Origin of the sequence: Cylindrospermum sp. FACHB-282, assembly GCF_014697195.1 — a bacterium.
Classification (GTDB): Bacteria; Cyanobacteriota; Cyanobacteriia; order Cyanobacteriales; family Nostocaceae; genus Cylindrospermum.
Genome location: NZ_JACJRJ010000009.1, coordinates 118,083 through 138,141, shown reverse-complemented (window position 1 = coordinate 138,141; position 20,059 = coordinate 118,083). Strand labels below are relative to the sequence as shown.

Annotated in this window: 17 protein-coding genes; 6 read left to right on the top strand and 11 right to left on the bottom strand. The window is 42.2% G+C overall.

Annotated elements, in window-relative coordinates:
• Nucleotides 1–490: 490 nt before the first annotated feature.
• The gene (locus tag H6G32_RS07025) at nt 491–2,044 is read right to left on the bottom strand and encodes an adenosine deaminase family protein (RefSeq protein WP_190456494.1); all 1,554 of its coding nucleotides are present in this window, start codon (nt 2,042–2,044) and stop codon (nt 491–493) included.
• Between the two features lie 105 nt (nt 2,045–2,149).
• On the bottom strand, nt 2,150–3,397 hold the full coding sequence (locus tag H6G32_RS07020; RefSeq protein WP_190456492.1) for a CCA tRNA nucleotidyltransferase: 1,248 nt from the start codon (nt 3,395–3,397) through the stop codon (nt 2,150–2,152).
• Nucleotides 3,398–3,483: 86 nt separating this feature from the next.
• Between H6G32_RS07020 and H6G32_RS07015 the strand changes: the two genes are divergently transcribed.
• From H6G32_RS07015 to H6G32_RS07005, 3 genes are all read left to right on the top strand, one after another.
• Complete coding sequence (locus H6G32_RS07015) at nt 3,484–3,732, top strand: Ycf34 family protein (RefSeq protein WP_015209385.1); 249 nt, start codon at nt 3,484–3,486, stop codon at nt 3,730–3,732.
• 308 nt (nt 3,733–4,040) lie between these two features.
• Nucleotides 4,041–4,745, top strand: a complete 705-nt coding sequence (tsaB, locus tag H6G32_RS07010) for a tRNA (adenosine(37)-N6)-threonylcarbamoyltransferase complex dimerization subunit type 1 TsaB (RefSeq protein ID WP_190456491.1) — start codon at nt 4,041–4,043, stop codon at nt 4,743–4,745.
• Between the two features lie 738 nt (nt 4,746–5,483).
• On the top strand, nt 5,484–6,980 hold the full coding sequence (locus tag H6G32_RS07005; RefSeq protein ID WP_199328025.1) for an adenylate/guanylate cyclase domain-containing protein: 1,497 nt from the start codon (nt 5,484–5,486) through the stop codon (nt 6,978–6,980).
• Nucleotides 6,981–7,220: 240 nt separating this feature from the next.
• Here H6G32_RS07005 and H6G32_RS07000 read toward each other — a convergent pair whose 3' ends face one another.
• Nucleotides 7,221–8,504, bottom strand: coding sequence for an aspartate aminotransferase family protein (locus tag H6G32_RS07000; RefSeq protein ID WP_190456489.1), 1,284 nt, complete (start codon nt 8,502–8,504; stop codon nt 7,221–7,223).
• Between the two features lie 152 nt (nt 8,505–8,656).
• Here H6G32_RS07000 and H6G32_RS06995 point away from each other — a divergent pair, with 152 nt between their 5' ends.
• Entirely contained in the window at nt 8,657–9,721 is a 1,065-nt protein-coding gene (locus H6G32_RS06995; RefSeq protein WP_309232569.1) for a potassium channel family protein, read from the top strand.
• 329 nt (nt 9,722–10,050) lie between these two features.
• Nucleotides 10,051–11,562 (top strand): leucine-rich repeat domain-containing protein, encoded by a 1,512-nt coding sequence (locus H6G32_RS06990; protein ID WP_190456487.1) that lies wholly within the window; start codon nt 10,051–10,053, stop codon nt 11,560–11,562.
• On the opposite strand, the gene H6G32_RS06985 is transcribed toward H6G32_RS06990, so the two are convergent.
• The 8 genes from H6G32_RS06985 to H6G32_RS06950 all read right to left on the bottom strand — a co-directional run bounded on the left by H6G32_RS06985 (nt 11,559) and on the right by H6G32_RS06950 (nt 19,066).
• Nucleotides 11,559–12,116: a methylmalonic aciduria and homocystinuria type D protein gene (locus H6G32_RS06985; protein ID WP_190456525.1), complete on the bottom strand. Its 558-nt coding sequence runs from the start codon at nt 12,114–12,116 to the stop codon at nt 11,559–11,561. The genes H6G32_RS06990 and H6G32_RS06985 overlap by 4 nt on opposite strands.
• Before the next feature lie 312 nt (nt 12,117–12,428).
• Complete coding sequence (locus H6G32_RS06980) at nt 12,429–12,635, bottom strand: glycogen debranching protein (RefSeq protein WP_190456486.1); 207 nt, start codon at nt 12,633–12,635, stop codon at nt 12,429–12,431.
• Nucleotides 12,636–12,716: 81 nt separating this feature from the next.
• Nucleotides 12,717–13,469, bottom strand: coding sequence for a DevA family ABC transporter ATP-binding protein (locus tag H6G32_RS06975; RefSeq protein WP_190456523.1), 753 nt, complete (start codon nt 13,467–13,469; stop codon nt 12,717–12,719).
• Nucleotides 13,470–13,493: 24 nt separating this feature from the next.
• Complete coding sequence (gene devC / locus H6G32_RS06970) at nt 13,494–14,660, bottom strand: ABC transporter permease DevC (RefSeq protein WP_190456484.1); 1,167 nt, start codon at nt 14,658–14,660, stop codon at nt 13,494–13,496.
• A 72-nt stretch (nt 14,661–14,732) separates the two neighbouring features.
• Nucleotides 14,733–16,043 carry an ABC exporter membrane fusion protein gene (locus tag H6G32_RS06965; RefSeq protein WP_190456482.1) on the bottom strand — a complete coding sequence of 437 codons (1,311 nt, stop codon included), beginning with the start codon at nt 16,041–16,043 and terminating at the stop codon, nt 14,733–14,735.
• 50 nt (nt 16,044–16,093) lie between these two features.
• A complete protein-coding gene (locus H6G32_RS06960) occupies nt 16,094–16,705 on the bottom strand; it encodes a TetR/AcrR family transcriptional regulator (RefSeq protein ID WP_190456480.1) in 612 nt (203 codons plus the stop codon).
• 73 nt (nt 16,706–16,778) lie between these two features.
• Nucleotides 16,779–18,410 carry a CocE/NonD family hydrolase gene (locus H6G32_RS06955; RefSeq protein WP_190456477.1) on the bottom strand — a complete coding sequence of 544 codons (1,632 nt, stop codon included), beginning with the start codon at nt 18,408–18,410 and terminating at the stop codon, nt 16,779–16,781.
• A 164-nt stretch (nt 18,411–18,574) separates the two neighbouring features.
• On the bottom strand, nt 18,575–19,066 hold the full coding sequence (locus H6G32_RS06950) for a hypothetical protein (RefSeq protein ID WP_190456475.1): 492 nt from the start codon (nt 19,064–19,066) through the stop codon (nt 18,575–18,577).
• A gap of 204 nt (nt 19,067–19,270) precedes the next feature.
• On the opposite strand from H6G32_RS06950, the gene H6G32_RS06945 reads away from it, so the two are divergent.
• Nucleotides 19,271–20,050 carry a hypothetical protein gene (locus H6G32_RS06945; RefSeq protein WP_190456473.1) on the top strand — a complete coding sequence of 260 codons (780 nt, stop codon included), beginning with the start codon at nt 19,271–19,273 and terminating at the stop codon, nt 20,048–20,050.
• The last annotated feature ends 9 nt before the right edge of the window (nt 20,051–20,059 follow it).

Here is a 20,059-nt window from a genome sequence, read left to right as displayed (position 1 = left end):
TAGCTTCTCAATTTAGGAAGTTTTAGCTCTATTATTAATGAGATTTTGATATAATACTCATATATTTAGCTTCATGTCGATAGGTAATTTGCCTGAATTTAGGGACTGCTATCTAAGAAAGCTAATAAAATTAGCCTGTAAATATACTGGTTTTTATTTCTTTTGAAAAGGAATAATTGAGGCTAAATAAAAAACCAATATTGTCAGAAATAACCGATATTTAGTGGTAAGATACTACCCATATAGACATACTAATAGACTTCACCAAGTAAAAGCTAGCTATTGTGTTTTCATATCATTTACAGCTAATTACATCAAAATAAGATAGATAAGGGCGGGCAAGATGCCCACCCCACAAGAGTTTAATTGCTAATATCTGTACTTTATTGAAGATGCCTAGCACTTATGCAAAACTACAAGGCTGTAGAATTTATGAATTCTAGGTGGATATAGAATTGGTATCAACCAGCGAAAATCAATATCGAGTTTTCTAACTCTTCAGACTCTCCTGATTGATAGCTACTTCAAATTGCTTTATTTGCATTTCCCAATTCTTAATTAACTCTGTTTGAGTAGATTCAGAAACAAATGCATGTTCTAAACTGGCACGAGCTATTTTCTTGACTTCTTCCCAACTCAAATCTGGTTGACTCTCAATTGCGCGAGCAAATTCTTCTGTGATATTAGTGCCAAAAATGCCAGCATCATCGGTGTTGAGAGAAACCGGAATTCCCATTCTCAACCATTTTTTAAAAGGATGACAGGTGAAGGGAATTTTTAATAGTAAATGGTTACTCGTTGGACAAGCTTCAATCAAAATTCCACGTCGGCGCATCAGTGATTCTTCTGGTGATTTTCCTAGGAAAGTAGTATCTGATTTGACGGCATCACAAATCTGTTTGACTGATTTAGCTTCTGGAGATGTAACTAAGTTTACTCCATGTCCAATGCGCTCTGCTCCTAGTAAAATTGAATCTCGAATGTGCCAGTCCCATTTATCACTTTCACCTGCATGAATTGATAAGCGCACTGAGGGATAAAGGCGACGTAATGCGATAATATAATTACTAATCTTGTCTGGTTGAGCTATTGCTTGACCAATGTCTGGATCTGTTGAGTATTCGTTACCAACTAGGTTGATACCTGCGATCATTTTACCTATTTTATCATTGGCGGCTGCTAATTCAAAGGCGATGGGCAATTGTGTAAACTGTTTAGCACTGGTACGACGAAAAGATAGCATAAATCGCACTTCTACACGCTCGTTTTTTGGTAACTGCTGATTTGCTTGTTCTACTGCTGCTATCAAGCTAGTCAAATACTCCCGTGCTGTAGTCAGATTCAATACTTTATATTCATCTGCCTTGTCTTTACCAAGTGGATTGCCGGGAAAAGGAGATAACATTGGTTCTACATAACTGATGTGATGCTTGTGTGCTTTTTCCACCACATCTGCTAACATTTGACGCACAATTTCTGGGTTGCTGGTGACAACATCACTACGGGCAAAAGTTGCGTTAAAAAATACTGTATTTGGATCTGGTTCTGTTTCAGATATCATCAAGGCTTGACGATATTTTTCTTTCTGCTGACGTTCAGATTCTGTCTGCGGGTTGAGTAACTGAGAAACTGGTATTAATGTATGATTGCTATTTTGGGAAGGTGGTTCAGTATCTGGTGACAGTGCGACAAATTGATAAGCTTTGGGATCGTCTGCGGAGAAACTTTGATTGGGTACTCGCACAAAGTATTTAATCTGTTTTGACTGTGCTGCTAATTCTAATAACCGTTCTGGGGTAATATCACCACTAAGGTGGGTGTGTAATTCTCCACCTTTAGGCATTTTTTGTAGAAAAACGCGTAACAGTTTTTTGTCTTGTCGGACTTTCTCTAAATAGGAATTTGTTTGGAGTGATATTTTTTGCCGATCATCGCTATTTTCTCGACTGAAGGCAGGTAAAAACAAGCTCTCTCCATAGTTTACACCACAAAATATCCCTACTCCGATTACAAAAGCAATCAGTAGCTGCAAGTATCTTTTCATCTGCAAAAATTTATACTATCTTGGAATTTTTTATATATTATCCCCCCACATCTGTCTTTAGCAATGATTTCGGCTCGCTGAATGATCAAGTATCTTTAGGCACATTTAATCATTCTCAACTAACTGCCGTGCATAAGCGATCGCATCTTCAACCGTCCCAATTTTCTCCTCTACCTGGGCTACGGCTATCTCCGTCAGCAGTCTGCCCACCATTGGCGAAGGGGGGATGTTTAATGCTATGATGAGGTCTTTACCACTTACTAACGGAGTGGTATGAGCGACCAGATCATCAGGGTTAAGGTAGCGGCTGATCAATGGTGCGATCGCATCTATTGGGGCATCATGTGCTAGAGCTAACGCTGCTGTAGCGGTAAATACAATCCCAACTTCCTGGAACAAACAATATTGTTCTCGTAGGGACATATTCGTTTTTTTGAATTGCGGGAACAGTTTCAGGGCAGTAGCTACAGCGCGAATCTCTGCACGGCTGTAAGTCAATTCTTGTAACTCTATTTCGGCTATTTCTGGATTTGGGTGGACAAGACAAGCGAGTTTGGCAATACCGAACCAAGAAGTTTTGACTGTATCGCGCACACATCTTTGCAGTTCTATCCCTAATTGCTGCCAGTTTTCTGTAAGTAAGGTGGCTGCTTTGTCAACCGCTGCTAATTTGATAAAGCTTTCACTGGTGGCATTTTTGAAGAAAGAAGCCAGTATGCCATCTTCCCAAGCCTTGGTGATTTTAGCAGTACCGTGAGAACTCCCCAGCAGATAGCCAATTTCTACCCGCACTCGTTCGGCTGCAACTTGAGTTATGTATGGCGCTAAAGTCCTAATTGCCGATTGGGTAGCTGATTCAATGGTAAAACCAAGTTGGGCGGCTTGGCGATATCCTCGCATCAGTCGCAGAGGATCATCTTGGAGGTTGGCGGGTGATATCATTCGCAATAGACCCAAATCTATGTCAGCACAGCCTTGGAGAGGATCGATAATTTCTTGGTTGTGGGGATTATAGGCGATCGCATTTATTGTAAAATCCCTTCTGTGCAAATCAGTAATTAAACTCTCCCCTTCCTGTTGGGCAAAATCAGCTGTAGCCTGGGGAAAGACAACACGGGCAATTCTGCGTTCTTTATCAAGTAACACAAAACCAGCTTGATAATGTTGAGCAATCTTTCTCGCCACCTTCACCGCATCCGATGGAATGATAAAATCTAAATCTAAGTATTCGCGACTTCTGCCAATAATTGCATCCCGCACCGCACCACCCACCATGTAAGCAGGTTGTGGCAACAATTCCAGGCTAAAAGGCCAATTTTCTGGAGCTAGGCGCGAAAAGATTTCACTCTGCATTTTCACAAAAATCAACCCAGCAACTAGTGATTAACATTTTGGCTTAGGTTAGATTAACTATAAAGGTTTTTGGAGTTGGTTCTATTATGTGTATTTGTGTGAACTGCCACTATGTAGACCGCTGTGCAACCTACAATGCTGTAGAAACGCAGCACCAACAGCCGCACTTGACCGAAACGCCAGATTTTGATCCCAATGAACCTTCCATCAATGTCAATATCCGCACAAAAGAAGATGTGATTGAAATGGAATGGGATGTGGTTGGATGTCTCAGCTTTAAGCGGGAAATGGGCAAATGGGCTAAGTTGCGTCCGGGGGAATTAGTACCTACGTGACGTTATCATGGGAGCGGGTGGTTCTTGTCTGAATTAACCCGCTCAGATATGATTATGATTTATTGATTTGGCTTGGCGTTAAATTTTACCTTTTTTTTAACGCCCCAGGTAGCTAAGGAAGCGCAAAGGTACGCTGAGTTTTTCCTTAGTTTATTTGTTAGAAATTTATCATAAATCAAAGGGTTTAAGACCCCTACCTCTACAGGTAGCATCATTTTCAATCGGGGTTTAAATCCCCGTTTGAAAATGTCTTTAATTTTGAATTTTGAATTTTGAATTTTGAATTGTTAACATCATTTGCATTTACTTTGACAACTAAACTAGAACATCTCCTAACCACAAAATGCGCTTTGGCAATGCATACCACCACTCCCGAATTGGGTTTGGCAATTAGCAACTTTGCAGGTAATACTCACTCTCAAGTTTGGAATTTAGGGCGTGATTTATCTAGCTACATACATCAATATTTAATTGATTTTATCAAACCGCACATTTGGTCAGATATGGCATTTATTGCTGTGGCTAAAGGGCCTGGTGGTTTTACGGGATCTCGCATTGGTGTTGTCACCGCCCGCACTTTAGGACAACAGCTAGAGATTCCTGTATTTGCTGTTTCCACTTTAGCGGCAGTAGCTTGGGCAGAATACATCTCGAAGATATCCCCTGACGAACAGGGAAATATTGCCCCCCTTTCTCAAGATAGTTGGGTGGAGCAAATTTTTGCTGTGGAAATGCAAGCACAACGGGGACAAATTTTTGGCGCTATTTATCAACTTCAATCTGATGGTTTGGGAATGACAGCTTTATTACCAGATACTGTCTTTACCCCTGAAGCATGGCAGGAAACTCTAACTAATTGGTCTACAGATTGTCAACTAATTAAAGCTACATCTGGGTTAGCAGCGACGGTAACAAGTATTTTGCAATTAGCTGATTTTGATTGGCAACAAGGTAAGCGTCCTCATTGGTCAGAGGCTTTACCTTATTATGGACAGCATCCGGTAGATTTGTAAAGGGGATTGGAGACTGGGGAATAGTTTTTACAAATTACAAATCAGGATTTAAGGATAAAAGGATGAGCAGGATTAATTTTTAATATTTTATTGCGTCCCATCAGAATTAATATCAGATATAAATGCTTTGACTGTAAATCTGTAGCAATCATCAAAAAATCTGCGGAAAAGGGATAACCAGGTATACCGATTATCCCTATTTTAATTATCTATGCTGTGTGTGAGAGTAATTAATGCCGACTATGCCCAAATTCTACAATAATCTTTAAATTTAGCGGCTTATGATCTTAAGAGTGTTAAAACTAATTATCAATGCGGCTTCAATCTGCTTAGTTTAATAATGATTTTCTTCCCAAACCAGTGCAAAGAGATATCCTGCTACATCAATTACAAAAACACCTCAAGCTTGAGTGAATTTATGAAGCAGCTAAACTAGAAATTAAGGTGGAGATGGCTGTTGCTTGTTTAGAAGAGAAGAATTAGATAAATTAGCCTGCACTACCAGCTAAAGGCAATTTCAAAGAAATTATCCGACAGGTTGATCGACTAGGAAGTGAAGATGAGAACCTCTTGCTATTTTGTGAAAAATTACGTACATTAGCCAAAGAGTTTGAAAACAAAGAAATTCTTAAACTGATTAATCAATCGGTTAAATGTTGGTAGTGTTCCAAAAGTGGGGAACGCGGGATTTAAGGGGGCTGCTTCTGCTGATGCAAATAATATAAATAGGAAATCAAGTTGACTAATCCTCCAAGTATATGTAAAGCAGATATTTTGGTTGTTGATGACACTCCCAGCAACCTGCGTTTACTCACGACTATGCTGACGCAACATGATTATTCAGTGCGCTGCGTGATTAATGGCAAAATGGCACTAGAAGAAGTACAAGTAATTTGTCCGGACTTGATTTTGCTGGATATTCAGATGCCGGAAATGAGCGGTTATGACGTTTGTCTAAAGCTGAAAGAGATGAAGGATATCAAAGATGTTCCTGTAATTTTTTTAAGTGCATTAGGTGAGGTATCTGATAAGGTGAAAGCCTTTGAAGTGGGCGGCGCTGATTATATTAGTAAACCATTTGAAGGGCAAGAGGTGCTAGCGCGGCTCGAAAATCAACTAGCAATCCGCAAATTACAAAGACAGCTGACACAACAAAACGCTATCTTAGAGCAGGAAATTCGCGATCGCCAGCAAGCAGAGAGAAAACTGGCAAATTCCCTAGCTTTACTCCAATCAACCTTCGACTCAATGGGAGATGGCATTATAGCGGTTAGTGGTAATCGGCAATTTGTGACTTACAACCAGAAATTTTTGGATATGTGGGGGATTGACGATCCAGATATAATATTGCCAAACCGCGAGAGTCGAGTTCAGTTTTTAGCCAAACAACTGCAAGCTCCAGAGGTTTTTTCCCGTCGCTTACAAGAACTTTATCTCCAGCCAGAAGTTAATGCTTACGATGTGCTGGAGTTAAAGGATGGTCGAGTGTTTGAATGCCATTCCTGTCCACAACGCCTAGGGGATGGCATCAGTGGGCGAGTCTGGGTTTATCGAGATATAACTGAACGTAGGCGGGCAGAAACAGAATTGCAACTGGAGCGAGAAAAAACCGAGCAATTACTGTTAAACATCTTGCCAGAAGCCATCGCTGAACAATTGAAACAGAACCATCAAGCGATCGCAGAACAGTTTAATGATGTGACGGTCTTATTTGCTGATATCGTTGGTTTTACCGAATTGTCTAGCTACATTTCTGCAAAGGATCTCGTGGGTTTACTCAATCGGATTTTTTCTTTATTTGATCGCCTGTCAGAACAATATGGGCTAGAAAAAATTAAAACCATTGGGGATGCCTACATGGTGGTTGGTGGACTCCCTAACCCACGTCCCGACCATGCCGAAGCGATCGCAGAAATGGCTCTATCTATGCAGCAGGAAATCGCCTATTTCCGAACTTTCGAGGGGCGACGGCTTGCCATCCGCATTGGTATTAACACGGGGGCAGTCGTGGCTGGGGTGATTGGCACACGCAAATTTAGCTACGATCTCTGGGGAGATACGGTCAACATCGCCAGTCGCATGGAATCACAGGGGGAACCGAACCTAATTCAGGTGGCTGAAGCAACCTATCAACGACTGCAATCTAAGTATTGTCTTGTTCTGCGGGGGATGGTGAACATTAAAGGGAAGGGCGAAATGCCCACTTACTGGCTAACATCCCGCAAGCAAGAGTAAACAATTCAAAATTCAAAATTCAAAATTCAAAATTTTAGATGAGTAAGTTGCTGCTTTGGGACAATAGGCAAGGAACTGGCGAACCTCTGCGGTTAAATAAATGGCTTTTTAACCACAGAGGCACTTTAGTAACTGGTGCAGGGCGGCAAAAATAACTAACCAGTGAGATTCAACTCAAAAGAAGAGTGGAATCTACTTTTTTAATTGGTAATGGTTAATTTTTAATTCCGCCCTGGGGTACTAGGTTGTGACAGTTGCTAGAGCTTTTTCAACAGCTTGCAGTGCTGTCTTGACTTCTGCCTCAGTGACAATTAGGGGTGGTACAAACCGGACGACTTTTGGCCCGGCGGGTACGAGTAATAAACCCTCGTCTATGGCAGCTTTGACGACTTCAGGGGCGGTTAGCTGAGTGTCTGCTGTTAATTCCATGCCGTTGATTAAGCCCCAACCGCGAACCTCGGCGATGTGATGAGGATATTTGAGAGCGATCGCATTTAAGCCCTGCCGCAACTGTTCTCCTCTGGCTTCTACATTCTGCAAAATATGCTCTTTTTCTAAGGTCTGGCAGATACTGAGGGCAACTCCACAGACAAAAGGATTACCGCCAAAGGTGCTGGCGTGTTCCCCTGGTTGGAATACATCACAGAATTTCTTGCTGATCATCGCACCGATGGGGATACCACCACCTAAGCCCTTAGCACTGGTGAAAATATCCGGTTCTACGCCCAGATGTTCATAACCCCATAATTTGCCACTGCGCCCCATACCAACTTGCACTTCATCAAAAATCAACAAAATGCCTGTTTCATCACAAATTTCCCGCAGTCTTTGGAAATAGGCGACATCTCCAGGACGCACTCCCCCTTCTCCTTGCAAAGGCTCAATCAAAATCGCCGCCACGCGATAATTACCTTCATCTAACTCGCTTACAGCCGCTTCTACCGCGCGAATATCGTTGTAATTTATGTAATGGAAACCAGGTACTAAGGGGTCAAAGTATTTTTGATACTTAGGTTGGGCTGTAGCGGTGACAGTTGCCAAAGTCCGTCCGTGGAAACTGGCATGAGCGGTTAAAATTATCGGGTGTTGAATTTCCAGGACTGTGTGGGCGTATTTCCGCGCCAGTTTGATTGCTGCTTCGTTAGCCTCAGCCCCCGAATTACAGAAAAATGCGCGATCGCCACAGGAATGTTGAATCAGCCATTTGGCCAATTCCCCCTGTTCAGGAATGTAGTACAAATTAGAAACATGATGCAGCTTTTGGATTTGGCGTGTCACCGCTTCTACCATTGCTGGGTGGGCGTGTCCCAAGGTGCAAGTAGCAATTCCGGCTACAAAGTCTAGATATTCCCGCCCCTGGGTATCCCAAACCCGGCATCCAGCGCCCCTTTCGAGGGCTAGGGGATACCGGCTGTATGTGGACATGACCGCTTGATTAAAGCTATCTGCATCAAAGGGAGTAGATGGCACAGAATCTATCTGTGGGGGGATTGTGGCTAGTTCAACTGGAGTTTGGACGCTCACTACCGCTCCTCCTGAAAATATTTTGTCGTATGCTTATCTTTCTAGTTTCCCGGAAAAATTTAAAAATTTCTAAATTATTTCCGTAACTGCCTCTATCTCTCAGGCTAACCCTCAGATATCCTCAAACGAGTGGCAGCAATGAAAAAAAAATTGTGTATTCTACCCTGGATCAAAAATATCAACGTATTCAACAAGAATTAATGGTAGGGGCAATTGCCCTCGGCGGTGTTTTCCTAATCGGTACTTTTTGGTATTGTTTTATTGAGGGCTGGTCATGGGAAGATGCAGCTTACATGACGGTGATCACCTTAGCTACGGTGGGATATGGTGAGACACACCCACTAGGAAGCCGGGGAAGGTTGTTTACAATTGCCTTGATTTTGATGGGTGTAATTAATATCGGTTACATCGTCAATAGATTTACAGAAGCTGTAATTCAGGGCTATTTTCAAGAAGGAATTCGATTACGGCAACAGAGGCGCTTAATGGAATCCTTATCAGGACATTACATCATCTGTGGATTTAGTCGGACTGGTCGGCAAATTGCCAAAGAGTTTCGCGCCGAAGGGGTGCCTTTTGTCGTTATTGATGCCGACGCGGAATCTGTGCAAAGGGCGCAGATAGAGGGTTACACGGTATTTCAAGGTGATGCGACATTAGACGACACACTGCTGAAAGTTGGCATTGAACGGGCGATTTGTATTGTCGCGGCACTGCCGAGCGATGCCGAAAATTTATATATAGTGTTATCGGTAAAAACATTAAATCCCGGAATTCGCGCGATCGCCAGGGCAAGTACAGAAGAAGCCTTGAAAAAGCTCCAGCGGGGCGGTGCAGATGCCGTAATATCTCCCTATATCACGGGGGGTAAAAGGATGGCAGCAGCAGCCCTGAGACCCCAGGTATTAGACTTTGTGGATGGGATTCTTACAGGTGCAGACCGCCAGTTGTATATGGAAGAGTTTTTACTTGATCCGACTGCCTGCCCTTTTGTGGGACAGAGTTTACAGAAGGCTAAATTGCGATCGCAATCCGGGGCCTTAGTTCTCGCAATTCGCCGTGGTGATGGTGCTTTAATTGGTGGCCCCACCGGCGATACAGTTTTAATGTCCCAAGATACCCTAATTTGCATGGGTACAGCAGAACAATTGCGAAGCTTAAATCAAATTCTCGGCCCCATTAATTCTCAGAAACTGCGACGACCAAAAAACAGCTAAATTTCAATTTTAGTCAACAACAAAATTCCCTACTTCTCAGAGAGGATGTTTGGAAAGTCATTAACTTTACCTAAAAACCTCGCGAACATTCCTCTCCCCTGCAAGGCTACGGTGTACACACAAGTCCTCTAAAACCTCAAAGAATCCTGCCAGTCATCCCTCTCCTTACCAAGGAGAGGGACAGGTAAAGCGATAGCAGAACCAGGGTGAGGTTTTGTTGTTAATTTTAAAAGAACCTCTAATAAATCGGGAATTGTGCCATCTAAAGTTGTATATATTGCTATATAGCAGCTAACAAATAATCTACTCAGCAAAGACAAAAAATCAATATGAAATATACCATATTCGTTGGAAATATGTTTACTTTTACCTTAGTTTCTTGCATCTTAACAGCTATGGTTGCACCCCCGATAACTCCCAAAAGTTTTACAGAATGGTGTCAGCAGAAATCAATTTTACCCTCAGAGACAAAACGCACAGTTGACGCTTTGTTAAAAGTGGCTGAAACCCAAAACTGTAATCAAGCTAATCAAAAGCTTACCAAACGGTCGGAACTCAAACTAAATTCCAGCGAAATCAGCGATATCAAACCTTTGTCCAACCTGACTAATTTAACTACTCTTTACCTTTGGGGAAATCAAATCAGCGATATCAAATCTTTGTCCAACCTGACTAATTTAACTACTCTTGACCTCAGTTCAAATCAAATCAGCGATATCAAACCTTTGTCCAACCTGACGAATTTAACTACTCTTGACCTCATTAGAAATCAAATTAGCGATATCAAATCTTTGTCCAACCTGACTAATTTAACTACTCTTGACCTCAGTTCAAATCAAATCAGCGATATCAAACCATTGTCCAACCTGACTAATTTAACTAGTCTTGACCTCAGTTCAAATCAAATCAGCGATATCAAACCATTGTCCAACCTGACTAATTTAACTAGTCTTGAACTCATTAGAAATAAAATTAGCGATATCAAACCATTGTCCACCCTGACTAATTTAACGACTCTTGACCTCAGTTACAATCAAATCAGCGATATTAAAGCTTTGTCTAACCTGACTAATTTAACTTCCCTTGACCTTGACAGAACTAAAACCAGCGATATCAAACCATTGTCCAACCTGACTAATTTAACTTCTCTTGACCTCAATTACAATCAAATCAGCGATATCAAACCATTGTCCAACCTGACTAATTTAACTTCTCTTTACCTCGGTTCAAATACAATCAGCGATATCAAACCATTGTCCAACCTGACTAATTTAACTTCTCTTATCCTCGGTTCCAATCAAATCAGCGATATCAAACCATTGTCCAACCTGATTAATTTAACTACTCTTATGCTTTGGAACAATCAAATCAGCGATATCAAAGCTTTATCTAACCTGACTAATTTAACTTCTCTTTACCTCGGTTCAAATACAATCAGCGATATCAAACTATTGTCCAACCTGACTAATTTAACTTCTCTTGACCTTGGTTACAATCAAATCAGCGATATTAAAGCTTTATCTAACCTGACTAATTTAACTTCCCTTGACCTTGACAAAAATCAAATCAGCGATATCAAACCATTGTCCAACCTGACTAATTTAACTTCTCTTTCCCTCAGTTACAATCAAATCAGCGATATTAAAGCTTTGTCTAACCTGACTAATTTAACTTCTCTTTACATGATTGAAAATCAAATCAGTGATATCAAAGCTTTGTCCAATATGACAAAATTGAAGGAACTTGAAATTCAATATAACCCGATTACAGACAAAAATTGTCCCTTCATTCCAGAATCCATCTGTAGTTTTAACGGCTTCAGAACTGATGCAAACCACTAGCTAATTTCCGTCCACCCGTGCATAGGTGCTATGCCTTTGGTGACAGATTGAATAATGTCTGGGGGGGCTTCAGAAATCAAGACGCTGGGATAAACAGCGGTACCCCAATCGGGATGCACTAGGACACAGCATTTGTTTTTAATCACGGGATAGTCGAGCAAAGCTTTAACAACCGCTGTGTCGTCGTGGGGAACGGCTCCGGGGTGGGAAAGTAAGGGATAGCCGGTACGGGGGTCAATCAAGTCTGTCAAGTAGCCGCGATCGCGCAAATTAAAGGCTAAGTCGCAACCAAAGCGCATAAACTTTTCTCGCAATCTTTCTTTCTCTGCCTCTGCTTGTGCCGTCTTATCCTCTAGTGGATATCGTGCTTGCTGTAAGACAACCACCACCCATAAAAATTGCTGTTGTTGCCAATCTGGTAATATCTGTTCGCAGTTGGCACAGATATACTGACTGGGATTATGAATTGAAATCTGCACCGCTTGTCCCGTTTTGCCAACTAAATTAATGGGACAGCCTTGCTCCGAAATGTAAACCGGGGGATAGTTCACTATATTTATTCGGTTTGGGCAAGTTTTCTAATTTATTCCTTGGTTATAGATAATAACCCTGAAGACTTCCAAAAAAACATCAAATTTTGATGATAGTTAAGGTTTACTTGCAGTTTTTGTGAATAAATTGTGAGTTTTAATCCCTTGTTGATCTCCGATTAACCTTTTCTGATGGTAGTTGCTTCCCTAAACTCCCTACATCTGGTTGATCAAAATCCCCAACTATGCTCTTCTATCTTCGGAGGACTGTCTGCCAAGTTGGCTCTGGTATCTGTTGCGGTAGATGATCTTGGGGTTTTGCTTGCAGATATCCCATTAATTGAGTTTTAAAGCATTAACTGGGACATCATCCCAAGAATCAACTATCCGCAATTGCGCTACCCAACCGGTTTGCTTTTGCAATTCGGTCAAATTATTCTGGAAGGATTCATGACAATCTTGAGCCTGAGACTCATTACAACAGGCAATACAGGCATAAATCATGCCGGATGGATCAATTTGCTCATTTACCCAAATAGTCATGAACTCTTCCCTAAAAGTGATTTGTCATCTCAGAATATTATCAAAGTCTGGAATGATAGAGTGCCTCAAATTCAAAAAACCTCAATGCATTTTTGCTCCTACATCTACCCCATCACTCTTAAGTAGACCATCTTCCATGTAGACGATGCGATCGGCTATATCGAGGATGCGGTTGTCGTGGGTAACTAGGAGAATTGTGCAACCTTGTTCTTTGGCTAGCTTTTGCATCAATTCCACGACATCGCGCCCAGATTTTTTGTCAAGTGCGGCGGTGGGTTCGTCGGCGAGGACAATTTGAGGATGACTCACTAAGGCGCGGGCGATCGCTACCCGTTGCTTTTGTCCCCCCGATAAACTGTCTGCATAGTAATTTACCCGTTCGCCCAAACCAACTGTTTCTAGCATGGCGATCGCCTTGGCGTTGATATCCTGGTTCAAAAACTTGTCATGCAACTCTAAGGACATGCGCACATTTTCTTTAGCTGTCAAAAAAGTCATCAGGTTGTGTGCTTGGAAAATATAGCCAATCTGGCGGCGCAGCTTAGTTAACTGCCCCTTACTCGCACCACAGATTTCTTGTCCTAAGATTTGCAGACTACCTTCTTGGGCTGACCGTAATCCACCCATGAGGGTCAACAGGGTGGTTTTACCTGAACCTGAGGGCCCCGTCATAATCACAATTTCACCGGTGTTAATCTCTAAACTAATGTCAAATAATGCTTGTTTACGCAGGGCACCTTCACCAAAATAATGATTGAGGTTGCGAATAGAAATTGCGGGTTCTATAGCTGAGGGGGTGGAATTGGCAGGGGCTATTGTAGATTCTGGCAACATCATATTTTTCTCAGTTATGCAAAGCTAAAAAACATCGGCGGGGTCAGCAGAACGTAGCTTTCGCATGGCGATTACACCGGAAAAACTACACATAATAATCGTCAGCATTAATACATTTACTGCCCGTTCCACGGTCATAGTGATCGGTAACATTGTGGCAGAAAAGGCAACCTGATACAGTCCAATGGAAAGGATGAATCCGGGGAGATAACCCAATACAGCTAAAAGTAATGCCTCTTGGATTAGGACGGACAGTAGATAGTTATCGCTATAGCCCATTGCTTTGAGGGTGGCGTATTCTGGCAGGTGTTCAGAAACATCGGAGTAGAGGATTTGGTAAACAATCACAATGCCGACGATAAACCCGACACCGACACCTAGACCGAAAATGAAACCAATGGCAGTGCTGGTTGCCCAGTAATTTTTTTCGATTTGGGCAAAGTCTTCGATAGTCAGAACTTTGACATCTTTGGGTAAATCTGCGACAAGTTGCGATCGCACTTTTTCTACATCACTTCCAGGCTTGAGAGTAATTAAGCCAACATCGATGCGATCGGGTTTACGCTTGGGGAATAGTTGGAGAAAAGTAGAGTCACTGCTGATCACATTGCCATCAGCCACAAAGGATGCACCATTAACAAACAAGCCCCTAACGCTGACAGCTTTATCACTCAGTTCTGTCTCAAATTTGCCTGTTTTTTTTAAAATATCACCAACTGCCCCAAATTCTGGGCGTCCTGCCTGATCAAACAGAACTTGATACAATTGCTTGAGTTTATCTTGGTTTTGTTGAATTTCAGGGAATTTAAAGGCCGATTGTGCCGGATCAACACCCCACACCAAAATTGAGCGTTCAATCCGCGTTTGGGGATTTCGCCACTGACCTAGGGCAATGTAAAGTGAAGTCACTGAGGCGACACCGTCATAACTCAATGTCTGATAAAGTCGCTCTCTGCCAAAGCTTTTCACCGCCGCTAGGGTTTGAAATTGGGGATTAATTAAAACTAAATCTGCCTGTAAGTTGCGATGTGGCGTTACTGCTGAGTCATAAAGCCCATCTCTAAACCCCAACTGAATAAACATCAGCATATCGGCGAAGGAAATGCCTGCAATGGCAATTGCTAGCCGGGTTTTTTCTTTCATTAATTGCCGCCAGGCCAGCGGAGTTTTGCGAAGCATTTTAGTAACCATTTAATTCCACTTCCTCTGCCGTGGGACACCAATCTATACCGAACATTCGTTATCCTTATGGTTAAATAAACTTTACAGTTCTATTGCTGTCTGCACCTGTAAGTTGGTCAAACCTGAAACTTGTTTGCTATCTTCTTTGTTAAGGCGAATTTTTACCTCAATCACTCGTTGGTCGAGGTTTTCCCCTGGTTCGCTGCTAAAAACATTTTGTCGTTTTACTTGTAAGCCAACATGGGTAACGGTGCCGCGCAGTTCCCCAGGAAATGCCTGACTGGTAATAACTGCATTTTGTCCCAATTTCACTTTACCGATATCTGTTTGATAAATTTCTGCTATTGCCATCATCTGGTCGGTTTGCGCTAAGTCTGCAATGCCAGTTGTCTCTGTACTAGATGTAGATTGATCTGTCTTTTCTCCGGCTTTTTTATTAATATTGAGGATATGTCCGGCGATTGGAGCCTTGATATAAGCTGCTTTGTACTCGGTTTGGGCGCGTTTAAGTGTGGCGATCGCACTTTCGACTTCTGCTTGTGCTACGGCTACATCCACAGGCCGGACTTCGGCAATACTGCTAAGTGTGCCTTTGGCTTCGCTGACTTGCTTGTTGCCAGTAGCTTTAATCCTGTTAAGTGTGACTCTAGCTTCGGCTAGTTGCTTGTTAGCGGTGGTGTTAATCCGGTTAAGGACTGCTTTAGCTTCTCCCAATTGCTGTTTTGCCGTTTCCACACTCAAGCGTCTGCTGTCAATTGCCGAATTAGAAATTGCACCTTCAGAATATAGCTGCTGATAACGTTGATATTCGGCTTGGGCGTTGTTGAATTCTGCTTGTAACTTCCTAATTGTCGCCTCTTGGGCAAGTCTTTCTCCTTGCCACTGTGCGATGTATCTAGCGATCGCTTCTTCTTGAGCCAGTCTTTCTCCTTGAGACTGAGCCAGTAAGCGTTCAACACTGGACTGCTGGGACTGAATTTCTCCGGTTTTTGCCCCAGCTTTTACTTGAACCAGTTTGGCTTGAGCCACTCTGAGTTGTTTCTCCGACTGGATTACGGCATTTTGCAAGCGCTCGCGAGAATCTAAAATTGCTATAACCTGCCCGGCTTCGACGCGATCGCCTTCCTGAACGAGGATTTGGGAAATGCGATCGCCATTCAAGGCCAACGGTGCAGACAGGCTAATTATCTCTGTTTCTGGTTCCAATCGTCCTAATCCAGTCACTTTTGGGGCAATCGGCTTGGTTTCTACAATGTCAGATGAGGCAGTTTTACTAACTTGCCCAAATTGAGAAATTCCATAAACAGCAATTGCACCTGTAACAGCAGTCGCTGCTATTACTAGCCCAATTAACCCTTGATTGGCAGGTTTAAATAACAATTTTTGACCCATCTTACGTTCCCCAATAAAAAACTTGTCTTTTGTGTGTGACCATCAACTAATTACTTACTACTAGCTAATGGTTTGCTATGAGCCACATTGAGAGACTCTTGTTGCTGCAAATATAACGTCAGCATATTCCCTAATAAAGCGAATTGTTCAGGAATAGAAATCATGTTATCACCCCTTAATTTCGTGAGTAACAAACCATCGATAAAGCTGACTATAAAGGAAGCTAACGCTGGATTTTGAATACCAAAAAAATCTCTAGCTGCCTGCTTGTATTGCTGATTGGCGCGTTTAAACACAGCATTCCCCTCTTGCTTAGAGTCTTGATGTTGACAAAAATCGACCCAGATACAAGTCCATTTAATAAAGTAATCCTCGTTTTTGACGATGTATCGCCCCAGTGATTCTATTTCCTCTTGGATTGTTTGTGCTCCTCTCAACTCTGCCAAAGCTGCACGTAAATCCTGCTGACATATCTCTTCTACCAATTGCTCAAACAAAGTTTGTTTGCTGGGAAAATAATAATACAGCGTACCTGTAGAAACCTTTAAGCCCTGAGCAATTTGCCGCATGGTGATGGAACCATAGCCTTTTTCAGCAAATAAATCAAAACACTTGCCGAGTAATTCTTTGCGGTATAGTTCATGGTCAACAATCTTGGGCATAGCAGGACTATTCTCCAGTTATCTATATCGAACGCTCGTTATTGTTTAAGATAACTCCCTAGCAGTAGATTTGTCAAATATCAGATGTGATCACAGGTAAGAGAATTTGGGAACTAGTCTCACCGCCGCCACTGACTGTCAAGGTGATAATCTGGGCATCAAAGGCGCGATCGCTATTGAGAACTGAACCTGTACCAGAATTCATCGCATAAGCGGGAAAGCAAGCCCCACTCAAACTGAGACGCAGAGCATTACCTGGAGCAATTCGCGCACATATCGTTTGCAGTTGAATTTTTCTGCTAAGGCAATTATGCCCCTGGAAGCAATGGATATAACCTTGAGTCAAATTGAACACGCGCCCATCAGGATGAACTTCCGACAGCACCGCAGACAAATCAAAACTCGGTTGATCAGCACTACACCAGATTTGTGCCACCACATCCCCCATTAGATGTAAGTCTGCTATCATCGGTTCGCTGGTGTAGGTTAAAACATCAGAACGACAATCAAGATGCGATCGCTCAAAAACACCTGCCTGAATTGCCCCATGACCACCTAAAGAAGGCACCGGTCGCCAAGGGTCATGAACCAAAATATCAGCCGTGGTCAATGGTGAGTTTTGACTGCTGAGAGTTCCCGAATCTTGCCGAATATTGCATAGACCGGCACTTGACAAAAAATAAGATTTCTGGTTAACTATAGGTATAATGGGAAAATGTGTCGGCAGGTTATTGCCCATTTCAAATAAACAAACAGGCAAATCTTCAACCAATCCTGTATCTACACCCTTAAGAAATTGATCAAACCAACGAACTTGCATTCCATCTACAGGACTTGCTGCATGAGCGCCAAAGTCAACTTCACCAACTTTGCGCCCCCAAGGTAAATGTGCCCAAGGGCCAACTAATAGATGTTGGGGTTTACAGCTGCGGGATACCATATCTTGATATAAATGCAGAGTTCCCCGCAGGTAAGTATCAAACCAGCCGCCGATATGGAACATAGGCAAATCAACAGTTTGCAAATGACTTTTGGGTGAAAGTTCTTCCCAGTAAGCATCTGGTTGGGGATGTGCCACCCACTCATGATAAAAAGAGTCAGGGGCGAGTTGTTGGAGAATTTCGGGATTATTTACAGGCAGATTGCGCGAAGCTGCAAACAAGGCTTGATAAGCTGTTTTATCTCCTCGTAAACGGGCGGTTTCCGTAGCTAATTGAATTGCCCAAGCGAGATTAGTCTGTAAACAAAATGCGCCTCCTTCATAAGCCCAATCTGTATATAAATCATAGCCAATCATCGCCGGACAGATTGTGGTTAAGGCTGGGGGTTTAGCAGCTGCGGCATATAGCTGAGTCATTCCCTGATAAGAAAAACCATACATTCCCACTTTGCCATTACTACCCGGTAAATTTGCCGCCCAATTTACTGTATCTTCGCCATCAGCGATTTCGTGGACAAATAGCTTAAATTCACCTTCAGAAGTCCCCCTTCCCCGCACATCTTGAATTACCACAATATAACCTTGGGCAGCGTACCAAATGGGATGGGCGTAAACTACAGTAGATGCGATCGCTCTACCATAGGGTTGTCGCATCAATAATATCGGAAATTCCCCATCAGCATCGGGGCGATAGATATCTGCATCCAAGCGCACACCATCGCGGGTGTGCATAAAGGCGGTTTGTTTAGGAAATACTTTCAGCATGGGGAGGATTTTGAATTTTGAATTGCCTTGCACTCTTAAGACTCACCCATCAAGTAGGAAATGTAAAGGCAATTCATCAACTGTTCCTGGGGTAAATCAAGGCTTGTACATCATATCTGCACTCTTCCAAATCTCCCAAAGTTGTTAAAAAAATTGCTCAATATTCAGCCTGCTGGGGTGAGTTGATCTTGTTCATGAGCAGCAACAGCTAAAACTAAACAAAGAGTTGCGATCGCCTTTTGCCATTCTAGCCGCACCGTGACATCTTCCACGCCATCAAACAGCCCCACCAAGCGGGGAACCGCAGCTTCTAAAGCCGGACGCGGTACAGGACGGTGTAACTCAACCAAGCGAGTTAGACTTTCTTGATGATTAACGAAACCAATTACCCATTTTGTTGTGTGTTCTGGACTATCAGGAACACGCTTAACTCCTAACTCGTTTTTTAGCCAGTGGTAAAAAGGCGGTAGTTCCTTAGCTAAAACCGCTCCTGCTGTGGGTAAGGTTTCCTTCAGCAAATTAGTATCTAAGCTTTCTAACTCTTGCTTAAGCTCAGGTGAATTGAGAACCTCGGTTAGTGGCTTTGAAAGTAAAGCTTCTAACTCAGGTTGAGAAAAAGCTAGATGTTGCGTGAATGTGGAAATTAAGGTTTTCATTTTGGGAACTCTAGAAATAACTCATGACTATAGCGATCCCAAACAAGAGGCACACAAGTGAAATAGGATTGCTATAGAAGGCAATAATTTAATTATATTTTTTTTTTGCCAACAATTTTAGCAATGGTGATATCTGCATCGGCTATGAGGGGAATACTTTACTTATGGCTTAAGTCTTCTAGATGCAAATACATACCAAGACTAATGAAAATTGTAGAGGAAACCCACACAAGATTAGTCATCCAGCAGAAACCAATCTCAAACTGGATTACTGGGGGGTTGATATTTACCGCTGGGTTGAGTTTTTTGATTTACTGCATATTGTTTGATTTTGCTTCAGCCCGTTTAACCTGCACTCGCTCCCTACCCAAGGAAATTAACTGTGAATTGAAGCGGTTTAGTTTGTTGGGAAAAAAAGATCAACTCAAAATTTTTGATCCCCAACAAGCGCAAATCATTACAACAAGAGGTAGTAGAGGGGGAGAGACACATCAAGTTGTAGTTACAAGTTCCTTTGGATATATTGTCCTGTTACCCCATGCTAGCTATCAAGCAAATCAAAGTGCTGCTTCGGAGATTAACAATTTTATTAATTCTGAGCAAACTTCTCTATTAGTCCTGCAAAACCAGCGTGAATATCTGTCTTATCTCAGCTTATTGTTCTTGTTTGTCATAGCAATTGGTGCTTTTTTATGTACCTCACCTGTAAGCACTTGCACTTTTTATAAAAGTCTCAATCAAGTATTTATAGAACGGAAAGGTTTGCGTGGTGAAGCAATCATCAAATATTCACTCTTATCGATTCTAGATTTTGAAATTCAAGACAAGCAATTTAAATACAAAAAGCTTTATCGGGCTGTAATTTTGCTAAAATTTGGGACAGAGATACCCATTAACGTAGAATACACTGATGAAAACAGCGTCCGATATGTAGTTCTGCGGATACGCCAATTTTTGAGCTTACAGCAATTTTCAGATCAATGAACCACACAA